We start from the raw sequence: 15,734 nt of genomic DNA on the forward strand, positions 1-15,734 counted from the left end.
TGGCGACCGACGGCGAGATACCTCGACTGGCCCCGGAGTCCCGGACGGGCGAGAAGAGAAGGGAGCGTTGGCCCCATGCGCGTATCCGTTATCGGCTGTGGCCATCTGGGCATCCCGCATGCCGCGGCGATGGCCGAGATCGGCCACGAAGTCATCGGCGTCGACCTGGACCGGGCGAAGGTCGACCGGCTGAACGCGGGCGAGTGCCCCATCTACGAAGAGGGCCTGCCCGAACTGCTCGCCGTCCACACGGCGTCCGGGCGGCTGAGGTTCAGCACCGACCTCACCGAGGCCGCTGCCTTCGCCGATGTCCATTTCCTCGCCGTGGGGACCCCGATCGACGCGGACGGACGCAGCTACGACACCGGCCAGGTCTTCGGAGCGGCGGGCGCCCTGGCCCCGCATCTGACCCGCCCGTGCGTGATCATCGGCAAGTCCACCGTCACCGTGGGCACCTCGCGCGAACTCGCCGCCCTCCTCGCCCGTCTCGCTCCGGTGGGGGAGAGCGTGGAGGTGGTGTGGAACCCGGAGTTCCTGCGGGAGGGGCACGCCGTCGAAGACAGCCTCCGCCCCGACCGGATCGTCGCCGGGCTGTGCTCCCAGCACGCCGAAGACGTGGTGCGCGAGGTGTACGCGCCGCTGCTGCGCGAGCACATCCCGCTGTACGTCACCGACCCGACCACCGCGGAACTGATCAAGGGCGCCGCCAACGCCTACCTCGGTATGAAGATCTCCTTCATCAACGGTGTCGCCGACATGTGCGCCGCCGCCGGAGCAGACGTCCTCCAGCTCACCGAAGCCATCGGCGTGGACCCCCGCATCGGCCGAGGCGGCCTCAACGCCGGGCCTGGCTACGGCGGAGGCTGTCTCCCCAAGGACGTTCGCGCCTTCACCGCAACCGCACGCGCCCTCGGCGCCTCGGAGGCGGCCACACTCCTGCGCGCCGCTGAAGAAGTCAACGAGTCGCGCCCGGCGGCCGTGCTCACTCTCATCGAACAGACACTGGGGCGGCGCGTGGAGGGCGTGAGGGCCACCGTGTGGGGAGCGTCCTTCAAAGCGGGCACCAACGACGTACGTGAATCACCCGCGCTCGCCATCGCGACGCTCATGCACCAGCGCGGCGCCAAGGTCACCGTCCACGACCCGTACGCCGTCCCCACCGCCCTCGCGCGGCAACCCGAACTGGACTACGCCGAAGGACTGGAACAGTCCGTCAAGGGAACGGAACTTGTGGTCCTGGCCACCGAGTGGCCCCACTTCCGCCACGCCGACCCCGTCGCCCTCGCCACCCTGGTCGCGGACCCTGTCCTGGTCGATCTCCGAAACCTGCTGAAGGCTGATACGTGGCGTGGTGCCGGATGGACCGTACGGCAACTCGGGCGGCCCCCGGCGCTATGACTGACGTGCCGTTTCCAGCTTGACAAGGCTCGACCGGACCATGGCAGCGAGCGTGCGGCGGCGAACTCCTGACGGCAGTGCTGGCCGTAGGCGCCCGCCCGTGATGTGTGAACTGACATGGAACGCGCATGCGTAGTCATGCGTAGTGAGGAGGGCGCCGGGTAGGCGGACTCGCAGGATCGGAGCATGCCCGCAGACACCGGACGACTGCGGTGCTGGTGAGGGCAGCGTGAGTCGCGGAGTTCGTGGAGACCGTCTACACGAGGTCCGGCAGGTCGGAGCACTGACGGCCAGCTGCCCGCATCCGAGGCCAGGGCCTGCGACAGTCCTGGTGGCGCGTGGTCACCCATGCCGGGTGGCCACGCGCCCCAATCGCGTTGCAGCGGCGCCCGGCGCGCTGACAGACCCCCTGTGGTCGTGACCGCAATGGCATCGCGGCGAGACGAGATGCCCCGCGCGCAATCCAGGTCTTTACTGGAAGAACCTGCGACCACCGGGGGCGCTGTGACCGACATGATCGACGTTTCGGTCCATGAGACCGGTCCGGACACGTGTGTGGTGACCGTGGCCGGTGAACTCGACATCGTCAGCGCCTCCGCGGTGCAGTCCGCACTGAACGCGGCCGTGGCCACCCATCACGACACCGTTCTCGACTTGGCCCGTCTGAGTTTTTGCGACTGCGGTGGGCTGAACGCCTTGATAACGGCCGCCCGAGCGGCCGAGGACCAGGGGGCTGACCTGCGCCTGCGCGGGGTACCGCATTGCCTGGTGCGGCTCCTGTGGCTGTTCGGCTCCTGCGATGATTTCGCCATCGAATCCTTTCACTCGCAAGGGATCCCGTCTCCGCGTACCTCGTAGAAGCCGTTCGTCTCGGGACGGGTGGGCGCGGCGGTGACGTTGGTTCGGCATATCGGCGAAGCCAACTCCAACTGCCCCTACCGAGGTCTGGTCGTTCATCGACCAGATCTGACCCGGCTCCACGCAGTGTTGGACGGGCGGCCAGCCAGCCCGTCCGACGCCGCGTTGGTGCGGGAACTCGGTCATGGACCCCAAGTGGCGTTCTGAGTACCGTCGTTGACGGTCCGCTGTCGAGCGCAGATCAGAGGAGCGGGGCGCCCCGGACGACGGCCAGGACGACGGTGCCCGCGCCCACGGTCAGCGAGGCGGCGGTGATGCCGGTGAGTGCGGTCTCGGCCCGGGCGTCATGGGTGGACCCGTTGCGGGCGAGCGTAGGCCCGGGTGGAAGCGGCTGCCGTGGCGGCTTGGAGGATGAGGTCGGTGACCGCTTCGGGGTGGGCGATCATGGCCACGTGGGAGGAGTCGATCTCCACGGTGTGTGAACCCGCGCGTTTCGCCTCGAAGCGTTCCTGGTTGGGGTTGATGGTCTTGTCCTGCTTCGCGACGAGGAACCACGACGGGATGTGCTTCCAGGCGGCTACCTTGGCCGTCTGCGAGAGAGCGGTCGTTGCCGCGGGCCGTTGGGTCACCGCCATGAGTTTCGTGGTGCTCTCCGGCAGGTCGGCGGCGAAGACCTGATGGAGCTTGTCGGGCTTGAGGTAGAGGTCGGTCCCGCTGGCGCCGCCGCCGGCCCGGTAGGGGACGGACTTCATGGCGGTGCCGAGTCCGTTGGGGAACCTGGCGGCCAGGGACATGCCGCTCTCACCCACGTCGGGCATCAGTGCCGATACGTACACCAGTGACTTCACCCGGGGGTTGCCTGCTGCGGCCGAGCTGTTCACGGCGCCGCCGTACGAGTGTCCCACCAGCACGATCGGGCCCTTGATGCTGTCCAGCACGGAGGCGATGTAGGTGGAGTCGCTGTACAGCCCGCGTAGCGGGTTGGCGGGGGCGATGACGGTGTAGCCACGGCGTTGGAGCCGTTCGATGACCCCGTTCCAACTGGAGGCGTCCGCGAACGCCCCGTGCACCAGCACGATGGTGGGTTTGGTCGCGGTCGTGGCCGTGGTCGTGCCGCCGTACGCGGTGGCAGGGGCTGCCACGGTGCTGCACAGCGCCACGGCACACCCGGCCGCGATGAGGTGTGAGCGACGTATTCGCCGCCATGAGGCGGGGACCGGAAATGCTGCCATGTCGTTCTCGCTTTCCGTGAGACCTACGGCATCTGAGTGTTCACCCGTCCGCACCCGTCGGGCGCGGCCACGCACTCCAACCGGGTCACAAAGGTGGGCCATGGGAGTGAATGCCGGAGTCAACGGGTGTGCGTTCCGATTCACCGCTCAGCGCCGTGCGCGGAGCACCGGCTCGACTGGCTTTCCGTCGTAGAAACCGTCCCACTGTGACGCGAACTGCCGTTGGCCTCGGGGACACGCCATCGGCCTTCGCCGTGGAAGACGTCGAAGGCGGACTTGTCGGGTGGTCAGGGGCATCGGCAGCGCTGGGCCAGACCGTCGATGACCAGGGACAGGCCGATGCCGAGCATCCAGGAGTCCTTCGCCAGCGGCAGCCCCTGCTGGGTCGGGCGCAGCGAGCCCGGCTCGCGCATGCCCGGGGTGCGCAGGTACAGGGTCACGGTGCCCAGGGAGAAGGCGGTCAGGGCCGCGCCGGCCAGTTCCGCCGGCACCACCGGGGTCAGCAGCGCGGCGCCGATCGCCAGTTCCGCGGCGGAGAGCAGCCGCACGAAGCGCTATGGCCGCCGCAGCCGCCCCGCGGCGGTTGCCGGTGGACTGGCCCTTCTCACGGGTTCCGCCCGCACCCGCTTCGGGGTCTTTCACGCAGGCGACGCATCCGCACGCGATCCGAAGTACACCGTCGTACCGCAGCGTGAACGGCTCCGGGAGCGGTCCTCGTCCGGTACGACCGGCAAGGGAGATGACACCGTGTGACCCAAGGTGCCGCTACGCCGACCAGGCCGCCCGCGCCCGCGAACGGGTCGGGCCTCCCTGCCAACTTGCCTTCCCGGCAGTGTGGTTGGTTTTCCCAGCCACCTGGCCGCTGACGCCGGTACGTCCTCGTCCGACGTCAAGTGGTGGGTGTCAGGTTCACCCGCCGGCGGCCCGGCGCAGCGAACCGGCGTCACGAGCGCGGCGATGTGGTCTCAGGAGTCCGTCGGCCTGGAACGATGTTGAGTACGGCCATCATGCCTTTGTCCTCGTGGTTGAGGAGATGGCAGTGCAGCACCGTCTTCCCGACGAAGTCGGTGAAGTGGACCCGGACGACCAGGCTGCCGCGGAACGGGACGTTGACCGTCTCGTACCAGGCGTGGCCGCTGGGCGGAGGTACGCCGTTGACGCTCATGACCTGGAAGTGGTTGGTGTGCATGTGGAAGGAGTGGTCTTCGTTGGTCTGGTTGAGTACGGTCCACTCCTCGACCGTGTTGAGCGTCGAGGTGAAGTCCACCCGGTTCGGGTCGAACAGCTTGCCATTGATGAAGAATTGGGTGCCCGCGGTGTTCTCGGTGTAGACAACGGTGTGCCGCGCGGCAACTTTGGCGTGGCTGAGGTCGTCGTTCGGCGCGAAGTCGGCGGGGATGCGGACCGGGGTTCTCGGCGCTCCTTGGGAGATCACCTTGGCAAGGTCCACCTGAGGGAACTGGTTGCCGGCCGGGCCGGAGTTGTAGGCGAGGGTGCGCAGCGGGACGCTGCCCGCCGGGCCGCCCTGCACGAGCACGTCGAAGCGGGAGGCAGCCGGGATGACGAGGCTGTCAGCGGCGTAGATCCGCTTGACGGGATAACCGTCCTGCGCGATCACGTAGAACTTCGATCCCGGCAGGTGCAGGTTGTAGTAGATGTTGGCGCCGATGTTTGACAGCCGCCACAGCTGGGTCTCCCCCGGATGAATGCTGATCACCGGATTCTGCTGGCCGTTGACCGTTCGGTTGGTCGCGGCTCCGATGGTCAGCCCCTCGGTCTTGATCGAGTCGCCCGCGATCTGGTCGTCCTTGAGCGCGATGACGTGCTCGGTGATGTGGCGCAGTGACTCCGGCAGGTACTTGCGCAGCCCGTCGACGATGATGACGCCCGACTCGCCTCCGGCCACCTGGGGGGCGGACCGCGGGTCCTCGTGCGAGTGGTACCAGTATGTGCCGGGCGTGGCGGACGGCGGGAGCAGGTACGAGTAGTGATAGGTCTGGCCCGGCCTGATGGTGATGAAGATGTTGTCCGCGGGGCTGCGGGGGGACACATGGAGGCCGTGCACGTGCAGGTTCGTGCCTTCCCCCGTCCGGTTCGTCATGGCCAGGTCGAGCCGGTCACCCGGCCTCAGACGGAGGGTCGGGGGCATGTAGCGGCCGTTGTAGGTGAGGGCGAACAGGAGACGGGCGCCTACCCGGACCTTCCGCCGCTCCACAAGGATCCGTGCCCGCAGAACGCCGTGGCGGCTGACCAGCTCTGGCGGGTCCTCCAGCGGTAGTCCGGTGTGGGTCGCGGTGGAGGGGTTCACCTTGCTGTGGAGGGCCGACCATGGCGGGGCGGTGGCCGAGACTCCTGCGATGCCACCGGCCATCAAGGCGGCGGGAAGGGCCAGTCCGGTCAAAAGCCGGCACAGTCTGCCTGATAGACGACGTATCACACCGGTCTCCCTATGGGTCGCTGTGCCGCCGGTGACGACTCGACGCTCTGCCGCTGGCACTAGCACAGCCGAACCCGGCCGACGCTCACATCACACCGCACACCCGCCGACCGCGCACCTGATGGACCTCCATTCCGGTGCTGTGCCGCCTCGCGCGTATCACTGTGACGGCGGGGCGGCCTGACTGGCATCGAACGGGCCCGACTGGAGCCACGCGTTCCAAAGGCGTCGGGTGGAAGGGGCGTTGGAGGAACCCGGGTATTCCGCGCTGACTCCGCGGGGTACACCGTCGACCTGCGCTTTTGGCGACGATGGGTCTCACGGGATACCGAACCGAGGGTGGGACTCGCGTTGCGGTCGCGGGCACTCGGCGCGGAGGTGTGCGCGCTGCTCGACTGCGCGGAGCGGCTGGCCGAAGTGCAACCTTGTTGAATGGGGGGTTTCATGATTGACGTCATCATGGTCGGCGGTGGACCGACCGGGCTGACGCTGGCTGGCGAGTCGCGGTTGCACGGTGTGCGCGCGCTCGTGCTGGAGAAGGAGGCGGAGCCGACCAGGCAGTCCCGCGCGCTCGGCCTGCACGTGCGCAGCGTCGAGGTGATGGACCAGCGCGGTCTGCTGGAGCGGCTCCTGGAGCTCGGCAAGCGGTTCGCGGTCGGCGGCTCCTTCGCAGGCATCGACAAGCCGCGGCCGGACCGGCTGGACACCGCGCATTCGCGCGGCTGCGAACTGGTCGGCGAGGCCAGCTCCAACTGACGGAAGTCAGGCCCCGGTTGGGCGGCTGGGGCTCTTACCGGTTCCGCGTCATGCGTCGCCGCACCAGGCCGACCGCGGCGGCTCCCGCCGCCACCGCCGTGGACACGAGTAGGGGATGCCGGGCCATGGCGGCTTGAGGTGAGCGGGCCGCGGAGCGGTCGTCGAAGACGCCGTGCGCGCCGAAGTCCCGGCCCTTGTGGTCGTCGACGGGGTGCCAGAGGTTGTTCGGCCGTTCAGCGGTTGTCTTGTCGTCGGTCTGCTGGGAGCGGAATCCGGTACGGGCCAGGTAGCGGTCCAGGAGCGCGGGTGCCACGTTGTTGGCGAGTGTCGTCGCGACTGTGGACGCCCCTACGTAGTACTGCTTGCGGCGTGGGTGGTGGGCGGCGTGGACGATGGCGCGGGCGGCCACCTCGGGCTGGTAGATCGGCGGGACCGGTTGCGGGTGGTTCGGTAGCCGGGACAGGACCCACGAGAACTGCGGGGTGTTGACGGCGGGCATCTGTACGACCGTGATGTGGACGTTGCTCCCGTTGTGGAGCAGTTCGGTGCGCACAGAGGAGGTGAAGCCGTTGACGGCGTGTTTGGCGCCGCAGTAGGCCGACTGCAGGGGGATGGACCGTGCGCCGAGCGCTGATCCGACCTGCACGATCACGCCGGTGTCCCTGGGCAGCATCCGCCGCAGCGCGGCCCGGGTGCCGTTCACACATCCGAGGTAGGTCACGTCGGTGACGCGCTGGTACTCGTCCGGTTCGATTTCGATGAACGGGGCGAAGACGGAGGTGAATGCCACGTTGATCCAGACATCGATGGGGCCGAGCGACTCCTCGACGGTGCGTGCGGCTTCCTCGACCTGCCGGTGGTCGGCCACGTCGGTCGGTACCACCAGCGCTCGTCCACCCCTGGCGCGCACTTCGTCGGCGGCTGCCTCCAGCCCGGCGCGCCCGCGGGCGAGCAGCGCCAGGTTCGCTCCACGGCGGGCGAACATCCGCGCCGTTGCCCGGCCGATTCCGGCGCTCGCACCAGTGATGACGATGACGGACTCGCTCATGGTGTGCCTTTCGGGAGGGTGTGGGTTCGTTGCGGCGGGCGTGGTGTCACGGCGGCTGCGCTGCCAGTCGGGCCGCGCTTTCGAGCATGAAGGCGTGGACGAAGGCCTGTGGCAGGTTGCCGCGTAGCTGGTGCTGGGCGATGTCGTATTCCTCGGAGTACAGCTGCGCCGGTCCGTGCGCGGCACGGTTGCGTTCGAACCAGGTGTGGGCGGCGATCTCGTTGCCTTGGCGGTGCTCTGCCAGTGCCATGACGAAGCCGCACAGGAGGAACGCGCCCTCGGCTTCCTCCAGCGGGCGATCGTCGTGTCGGAAGCGGTAGGCGTGGTGTCTGTCGGTCAGTTGCTGCCTATAAGCGTGCAGTGTGGTTCGGGTGCGGGGGTCGTCGGCAGGCAGGGCGCCGCGTAGCGGGGGCAGTAGCAGGGCTGCGTCGAGCCTGGAATCGTTGGGGGAGCGTTGCCAGTAGCCGTTCGGGTGTAGTGAGGCGGCGGCGGTGGCGGCGAAGATGGTCTCGGCCAGAGCACTCCAGCGCCGGGCCTGACGGGAGCGTGGGGCGACGGCGGCCATGCCGCGCAGTCCGGCGACGCAGATCAGGCGGCTGTGGGTCCATGCCTGGTCGTCCAGTTCCCAGATGCCCGCGTCGGGTTCGCGCCAGCGGGTCTCGATGGTGGCCGCGGCGAGTTCCGCGCCTTTCCAGCCGTCGTCGTCGAGTCTGCCGGCGCGGGCCGCGGCGGCGAGCAGCAGGAGGGCCTCGCCGAACGCGTCGAGTTGGAACTGGCGGTTGATGTGGTTCCCGATGCGGTCGAAGCCGCCGGGGTAGCCGGGGAGGTCGAGTGAGCGCTGGTCCGGAACGGGGCCGCCGTGTGTGGTGTAGGCGGGTTTCAGCTGGGGCCCGTGGGTGTGGAGTTGGGCGGTGACGAAGCGGACGGCGGCATCCAGCAAGGGGTGGGCGCCGGCGGCCGCGGCGGCCTGGCCCGCGTAGCACTGGTCGCGGATCCATACGTAACGGTAGTCGTAGTTGCGTCCCTGCTCCGCGCGCTCCGGGAGGCTGGTGGTGGCTGCCGCGACCATGCCGCCGGTGGCGCTGGTCATGCCGCGGAGGACGGCGTAGGCGTGGCTGGCGTCGTGCGGCGCGATGGTGGGGTTGAGCGGGGGGATGGTGTGCGCCCAGGACTGTTCGGTGGCGGTCCACGCGCGGGTGGCATCGACGGGGCGGCCTCGTGGGGGAGTAGTGCTTATCTCCAGTACGAGATCGTGTTGTTCCCCGGTCTCCAGCGCCAGGTCCAGGACGAGTTGACGGCCGGGTCCGGTGCTGTCCACGAGTCGCGCGTCCGCCCCACCGGACCACCGGATGTAGTGCTCGCCCGTCCGCGCGGTCCACACCCCTTCGGTGTTGTGTGGGTCGCTCAGCGGCTGTCGACCGTAGTCGGCGCACGGGCACAGGACCACTCGCACTGAGGCCGTCCCCTGGCGCGCCATGACACGGCGCAAGAGCACGAGGCGGTCGTTCTCGCCGGGAAAGGCGAGGGCTTCGCGGCACTCGATGATGCTGTCGTGTGTGATCCAGCGGCTGCGCCAGATCAGCGAACCTTCCTCGTAGTAGCCGCCGGAGACGAACGGACCGCGAGGCGTCACCGCGTAGACGCCGTCGCCCCCGATGAGCGTGGCGAAGACGGCGTCGCCGTCCCAGTGGGGCGCGCACAGCCAGCAGATCTCTCCGCGCGGGCCGACAAGCGCGCCGCGTTCGCCGTCCGCGAGCATGGCGTAGTCACGCAACTGTTGGGGCGGGAAGACGCTGTGTCCGGTGGGCGGCTGGAGCAGGCTCATGGTTCTCCGTACTCAACCGGTGCGGTAGGTCTCGGCCTGGTCCGCCAGGAGCGTCAGCCCGTGGCCGGGTGTGCCGTCGGCTCCGGGGCGGATGTGCCCGCCGTGGGGGTCGAGGGTTCCGCTGAAGAGAAGGTTCTCGATGCGGACGTGGTCGTGGAACCATTCCAGATGGCGCAGATTGGGCACGGCGCCCGCGGCATGGGCGTGGACGGCGGGTGCGCAGTGGCCGGAGATGTGCAGTCCGGCGGCCTCGGCCAGAGCCGCCACCCGCAGCCAGACGGTGATGCCCCCGCAGCGGGTGACGTCGGCCTGCAGACAGTCCACGGCACCGGCGCCGAGCATGTGCCCGAAGTACGGCAGGGCGTAGCCGTACTCGCCGGCGGTCACGTCCGCATGGACCGCGGCCCGGACCTGTGCGAGCCCTGCCAGGTCGTCGGAGGAGACCGGTTCCTCGAACCAGGTGACGCCTTGGTCGTCCAGGTACTGGGCGAGCCTGATCGCCTGCTTCGCGGAGTAGGCGCCGTTGGCGTCAACGTAGAGCTCCGCCGTGTCGCCGATGCTGGCGCGTGCCTGCGCGACGCGTTGCCGGTCACGGTCCTCCGCCGTGCCCCAGGATTCGCCAATCTTGATCTTGACCCGTTCGATGCCCTGCTCCTGCACCCACGACCGCAGCTGGCGGTCCTGCGTCTTCGCGTCGTAGGTGGTGAAGCCGCCGCTGCCGTAGATGGGCACCTGCGGGCGGTGCGCGCCGAGCAACCGCGCGAGAGGCAGGCCGAGCAGCCGGGCCTTGAGATCCCACAGGGCGATGTCGACGGCCGATATGGCTCCGGCGACCAGCCCTGGACGTCCGAGGTTACGCACCGCCTGGCTCATCGCCTCGTTGGCTGCCGGGACGTCCCAGGCGCACCGACCCGTCACGGCGGCCGCCAGATGGCCGGTGACGACCTGCCCGGTCGCCGGCGCGCCGTAGGTGTAGCCCAAGCCTGTGGTCTCCCCGCTGCGGACGTGGACGAGCACAAGGGTCGTCGCGTCCCAACTGAGTGTTCCGTCAGCTTCCGGGGCGTCGGTGGGGACGGTGTAGACGGCTGTCTCGACGGCGTCGATCGAAGGCTCCGCGCCGTCGGCGGTTGTCGTCATCGGTCTTCCTGTGCGCCCGGCCGGTCCCCGCGGTGCCGGTGGCCGGGCAGCATTTCCTGGACCTTGGCCTTCAGACCCTGCTTGACCATGTCGACGCGGTCGCTGTCGCCCTTGAGGATCGAGGCCGCGGCGGCCTCGATCTGGTCCAGGGAGGCGTGCGGCGGGATCGGCGGGACTGCCGGATCGGTGCGGAAGTCGATGACGAAGGGCCGGTCGGCACCCAGCGCCTTGTGCCAGGCTGCCTCCACCTCGCCGGGCTTCTCCACGCGCACGCCGCCGAGCCCGATGGAGCGGGCGAAGTCCGCGTAGGGCACGTCCGGGATGTGCTGCGACGGCTCGAACTGCGGCGCCCCCGACATGGCGCGCATCTCCCAGGTGACCTGGTTGAGGTCCTGGTTGTTGAGCACCGCGACGATCAGTCGCGGGTCCTGCCAGTCCCGCCAGTACTTCGCGGCGGTGACGAGTTCGGCCATTCCGTTCATCTGCATGGCACCGTCGCCGACGATCGCCAGCGTGGGCCGGTCGGGATGGGCGAACTTGGCACCGATGACATAGGGCACCCCGGGACCCATGGTGGCCAGGGTTCCGGACAGCGAGCCGCGCATCGTGCCGCGCATGCGCAGGTGGCGGGCGTACCAGTTGGCCGCGGAGCCGGAGTCGGCGGCCAGGATGACGTTCTCCGGAAGCAGTGCGTCGACGGCGTGCACGACGTATTCGGGGTTGATGGGATCGGCGTCGACCGCGGCACGCCGCTGCATGACCTCCCACCAGCGGGCGGTGTCCTTCTCGATCTTCTTACGCCATGCCCCGTGCTTCTTCCGCTTCAGTTGCGGCAACAGGCGGCGAAGGGTCTCGCGGGCGTCCCCGACCAGGTTGACTTCGAACGGGTAGCGCAGCCCGACCATGTGCGGGTCGATGTCGATCTGTACCGCGCGCGCCTGGTCGAGTTCCGGCAGGAACTGGGTGTAGGGGAAGTTGGAGCCCACGACGAGCAACGTGTCGCAGTCCCGCATCAGCTCGTAGGAGGGGCGGGTGCCGAGCAACCCGATGGCCCCGGTCACATAGGGAAGGTCATCGGGTAGCGCGTCCTTGCCCAGCAGTGCCTTGGCCACTCCGGCGCCGAGAAGGTCGGCCACCTCCTCGACCTCGGGCCGTGCTCCCCGCGCGCCCTGCCCGATCAGGATGGCGACCTTCTCCCCGGAGTTGAGCACCTCGGCCGCCCTGGCGATCTCGGTGTCCGTCGGGACCGGCGCGTACTCGGCGATACCGAGACTGGAGGGAACCATCTTGAAGGCGTGGGTGGGCGGCGAGTAGTCGAGCTCCTGCACGTCGGCGGGGAGGATGACGGCGGTCACGGTGCGCTGGGCCAGGGCGGTTCGCATCGCCCGGTCGATGACGTTGGGGAGCTGTTCGGGAACGGTCACCATCTCGCAGAACGCGGACGCGACGTCCTTGTACAGGCTCAGCAGGTCGACTTCCTGCTGGTAGGAGCCGCCCATGGCGCTGCGGTTGGTCTGCCCGACGATCGCCACGACGGGAACGTGGTCAAGCTTCGCGTCGTACAGGCCGTTGAGCAGGTGGATCGCGCCGGGCCCCGAGGTGGCCGCGCACACGCCGACCTTGCCGGAGAACTTGGCGTATCCGACGGCCTCGAACGCGGCCATCTCCTCGTGCCGTGCCTGCACGAACTGCGGATCGTTGTTGGCACGGCCCCAGGCGGCGAGCAGGCCGTTGATGCCGTCACCCGCGTAGGCGAAGACGTGTTCGACGTTCCATTCGCGCAGTCGCTGTAGGACGTAGTCGGAGACCTTGATCGACACGATGCTTCCTTCCTCTCATCTGACGGCACGTCAACTAATGTCGCCCGGGACACCACCGCGACGGTAACCGGGTGGAACCGGGGCGGTTGTCCGGCGCGGGGCTGGGTCGCCCGTCCGGTTCATCTGCGCCGCCGTTTGCACAGGGCGACGACTGCGGCGACGCACCCGCTGGCCGCCGCGAGCGCACCCGCGGTGAGCAGGCGGGCGTCGCGCAGCGAGTGCGTGGGCCGGTCGGCGAGCTTCTCCGGGTGGTCGGCGGGCGCGTTCTCCTGAAGGCCCAGAGCCAGGACCTCGGCCAGATGCATCGCATGCCGACCGGTGCCACCCTGCTCGATCTGGGTACGGCAACTGAACCCGTCCGCGACGATGAGGGCGCTCGGCGGGCTCTGTCGCACGGCAGGCAGGACACCTTGTTCGCCCACGGCCATCGACAGCTCGTGATGGCCCCGTTCGAACCCGAAGTTCCCGGCGAGCCCGCAGCATCCGGCGTCCAGGACATCGGCATCGATGGCGGCCCGGCGCATCAGTTCCCGATCGGCGTCGAACCCCGACACCGCGTGCTGGTGGCAGTGCGTCTGCACCGTGGCCGACCGGGCCAGGCTCGGCACCCGCCAGTTGTCGGGTGTGTCGTTGAGGAGCAACTCGGAGAAGGTGCGGAACTGCGCCGCCAGCCGCTGGACGTCCTGGTTCTCCGGCATCAACTCCGGGGCGTCGGCGCGGAAGACCGCAGTGCACGACGGCTCAAGACCGACCAAGGGCGTACCCGCCTCGATCCACGGCCGCAGCACGTCGAGGGTACGCCGCAACACCCGTTCGGCGGTGGCCAGTTGGCCGGTGGAGATCCACGTCAACCCACAGCAGACGGACCGCGCGGGCACCGCCACGCGGAATCCGGCGTCCTCAAGGACACGCACCGCCGCCTTCGCGACACCGGGATGGAAGTAGGTGCTGAACGTGTCCGGCCACAGCAGGACCGCGCGCGGATCCGCGGGGTCGGGGTCCGGGACATCACGTGAGCGCCACCACTGGATGAACGACTCCTGCGCGAACACCGGGGCCTGGCGTTGCACCGCCACACCGGCCAAGCCCTTTCCGAGACGGGCGAACCCGGGAGCGTGCAGGGCGGCGTTGACCAGGCGCGGTGACACCCGTGACAGCCGCGCCCACAGCGGCAGCCAGCCCATCGAGTAGTGCGCGGCGGGTCGAAGCCGTCCGGCGTAGTGGTGTGAGAGGAACTCGGCCTTGTAGGTGGCCATGTCGACCCCGGTCGGGCAGTCGGACTTGCAGCCCTTGCACGCCAGGCACAGGTCGAGGGCGTCACGGACTTCCTTGGAACGCCAGCCGTCGGTGACGGCGGAGTCGGCGTGTCCGCCGAGCATCTCGAACAGCAGCCGCGCCCGGCCACGGGTGGAGTGCTCCTCCTCACCGGTGGCGCGGTAGGAGGGGCACATCACGCCACCGGTGTGGGTGCGGCAGTTGCCGATGCCGACGCAGCGCATCACGGCTCGGGTGAAGGAGCCTTGGTCGTCGGGGTAGCCGAAGTGCGTCGCGTGGCTGTCCGGCCGCCACCGAGGACCGAGCCGGAGGTTTTCGTCGACGCGGTAGGGTGCCACGACCTTGCCGGGGTTCATCCGGTTGTCCGGGTCGAAAAGGGCCTTCATCTCGCCGAACGCGGCGACCAGACGGTCACCGAACATCCGCGTGAGCAGTTCACCCCGCGCCTGCCCGTCACCGTGCTCGCCGGAGAGCGACCCGCCGTAGGACACCACCAGATCCGCGGCCCGCAGCAGAAACTCCCGGAACCTCGCGACGCCCTCGGCGCTTTTCAGACCGAAGGGGATGCGGGTGTGCACACAGCCCTGACCGAAGTGACCGTAGAGAGAGGGGTGGTCGTAGTCGAACTCCGTGAACAACTCCTTCAGGCTCCGCAGGTAGTCCCCGAGCCGACTGGGAGGGACGGCGGAGTCCTCCCAGCCCTCCCACGTTTCGCGATCGTCTGGTGGCCGCGCCGTGACGCCGAGTCCCGCCTCGCGGGCCTTGAGCATTCGCTGTTCGCGCTGCGGGTCGTCGGAGAACGCCACCGTTTTGTCGTCCTCACTGCGCCCCAGGGCCCGCAGCAGATCCCGCCCGGCTTCGTCGACGGACTCCTGGCTGTCGCCAGTGAACTGGAGCAGCAGCCAGCTGTCCCCTTCGGGGAAGCCGTCGAGTGAGTCGAGGAAGGCGTGCTCCTCGCGCATCAGCTGCGCCATCCGCCCGTCCAGGGCCTCCAACTGGGTGGGCTGGCAGTGTTCGAGCAGGTGGGGCACGTCGTCCGCGGCGGCGCAGATGTCGGGGTAGCCCAGCACCAAGATGGCATCGAACGAGGGGACCGGGACCAGTTCCAGTTCCGCCCGCAAGACGGTGACCAGGGTGCCCTCGCTGCCCACGAGGGCCTGGGCGACGTTGAAGCCCTTCTCCGGAAGCAGTGAGTCGAGGTTGTACCCGGAGACCCGCCGCGGGATGTTCGGAAAGCCCCTCCGGATGTCCCCCAGATAGCGGTCGACGATGCCCCGCAGTCCTCGGTACACCTCTGCCCGGCGCCCGCCGGCGGCGAGGATCCGCTCGAATTCGGCATCCGGGGTCGCCCCCACCCAGAACCTGGCCCCGTCATACGTGAGGACCTCCAGCCGCCGCACATTGTCCACGGTCTTCCCGTACGCCTGGGCGGACGCCCCACAGGAGTTGTTGCCGATCATTCCGCCCAGCGAACAGTGACTGTGGGTCGATGGCTTGGGGCCGAACTGCAGGGCGTGTTCGGCCAGTTGGCGGTTGAGCTCGTCGAGCACGATGCCCGGCTCGACCACACATGTGCGCCGCTCGGCGTCGACCGAGACCAGGCGGTTGCAGTACTTCGTCCAGTCGATGACCACAGCTGTGTTGGTGCACTGGCCCCCCAGGCTGGTGCCGCCACCCCGGGAAAGCACCGGGGCGCCGAACCGCGCGCACACCGCGACCGCCTCCGCTCCCGCCTCGACAGTACGAGGGACCACAACCCCGATCGGAACCTGCCGGTAGTTGGACCCGTCGGTGGCGTACGCGCCGCGGCTGCCCGCGTCGAAACGCACCTCACCGTCGACGCGACGGCGCAGCGCCCGCTCAAGGGCGGCCACGTCGAGAACCGCCGGATCCGACGTCGAAGGCTTGCCATCGGCCATGCGCCGGCCACCACCGGACGCGTCGTCAT

9 protein-coding genes and 3 pseudogenes are annotated in these 15,734 nt (G+C 69.1%); 4 read left to right on the plus strand and 8 right to left on the minus strand.

The window, feature by feature from the left end; translation table 11 throughout:
- Positions 1-75 precede the first annotated feature (75 nt).
- Complete coding sequence (locus P3G67_RS00805) at positions 76-1,398, plus strand: UDP-glucose dehydrogenase family protein (protein ID WP_276091682.1); 1,323 nt, start codon at positions 76-78, stop codon at positions 1,396-1,398.
- Between the two features lie 513 nt (positions 1,399-1,911).
- Positions 1,912-2,256: an STAS domain-containing protein gene (locus tag P3G67_RS00810; protein WP_276092044.1), complete on the plus strand. Its 345-nt coding sequence runs from the start codon at positions 1,912-1,914 to the stop codon at positions 2,254-2,256.
- Between the two features lie 344 nt (positions 2,257-2,600).
- On the opposite strand, the gene P3G67_RS00815 is transcribed toward P3G67_RS00810, so the two are convergent.
- Both P3G67_RS00815 and P3G67_RS00820 read right to left on the minus strand, forming a co-directional pair.
- The gene (locus P3G67_RS00815; protein WP_276091683.1) at positions 2,601-3,488 is read right to left on the minus strand and encodes an alpha/beta fold hydrolase; all 888 of its coding nucleotides are present in this window, start codon (positions 3,486-3,488) and stop codon (positions 2,601-2,603) included.
- Positions 3,489-3,775: 287 nt separating this feature from the next.
- Positions 3,776-4,042, minus strand: a pseudogene (locus P3G67_RS00820) (hypothetical protein); the annotation flags it as partial.
- 4 nt (positions 4,043-4,046) lie between these two features.
- Here P3G67_RS00820 and P3G67_RS00825 point away from each other — a divergent pair.
- A pseudogene (locus P3G67_RS00825) lies at positions 4,047-4,241 on the plus strand (NrfD/PsrC family molybdoenzyme membrane anchor subunit); the annotation flags it as partial.
- A gap of 190 nt (positions 4,242-4,431) precedes the next feature.
- On the opposite strand, the gene P3G67_RS00830 reads toward P3G67_RS00825, so the two are convergent.
- A complete protein-coding gene (locus P3G67_RS00830) occupies positions 4,432-5,889 on the minus strand; it encodes a multicopper oxidase family protein (RefSeq protein WP_276091684.1) in 1,458 nt (485 codons plus the stop codon).
- 480 nt (positions 5,890-6,369) lie between these two features.
- Here P3G67_RS00830 and P3G67_RS00835 point away from each other — a divergent pair.
- Positions 6,370-6,648, plus strand: a pseudogene (locus P3G67_RS00835) (FAD-dependent monooxygenase); the annotation flags it as partial.
- A 67-nt stretch (positions 6,649-6,715) separates the two neighbouring features.
- On the opposite strand, the gene P3G67_RS00840 reads toward P3G67_RS00835, so the two are convergent.
- The 5 genes from P3G67_RS00840 to P3G67_RS00860 form a co-directional block, all read right to left on the minus strand.
- On the minus strand, positions 6,716-7,729 hold the full coding sequence (locus P3G67_RS00840; protein WP_276091685.1) for an SDR family oxidoreductase: 1,014 nt from the start codon (positions 7,727-7,729) through the stop codon (positions 6,716-6,718).
- Positions 7,730-7,775: 46 nt separating this feature from the next.
- Positions 7,776-9,554, minus strand: coding sequence for a glycoside hydrolase family 15 protein (locus P3G67_RS00845; protein WP_276091686.1), 1,779 nt, complete (start codon positions 9,552-9,554; stop codon positions 7,776-7,778).
- A gap of 12 nt (positions 9,555-9,566) precedes the next feature.
- Positions 9,567-10,691 (minus strand): enolase C-terminal domain-like protein, encoded by a 1,125-nt coding sequence (locus P3G67_RS00850; RefSeq protein WP_276091687.1) that lies wholly within the window; start codon positions 10,689-10,691, stop codon positions 9,567-9,569.
- A complete protein-coding gene (locus P3G67_RS00855) occupies positions 10,688-12,505 on the minus strand; it encodes a thiamine pyrophosphate-requiring protein (protein ID WP_276092045.1) in 1,818 nt (605 codons plus the stop codon). Before P3G67_RS00855 ends, P3G67_RS00850 begins: the two co-directional genes overlap by 4 nt.
- A 125-nt stretch (positions 12,506-12,630) precedes the next feature.
- Positions 12,631-15,705, minus strand: coding sequence for an FAD-binding and (Fe-S)-binding domain-containing protein (locus P3G67_RS00860; protein WP_276092046.1), 3,075 nt, complete (start codon positions 15,703-15,705; stop codon positions 12,631-12,633).
- Between the last annotated feature and the right edge of the window lie 29 nt (positions 15,706-15,734).

This window comes from Streptomyces silvisoli (assembly GCF_029269905.1).
Taxonomy (GTDB): domain Bacteria; phylum Actinomycetota; class Actinomycetes; order Streptomycetales; family Streptomycetaceae; genus Streptantibioticus_A; species Streptantibioticus_A silvisoli_A.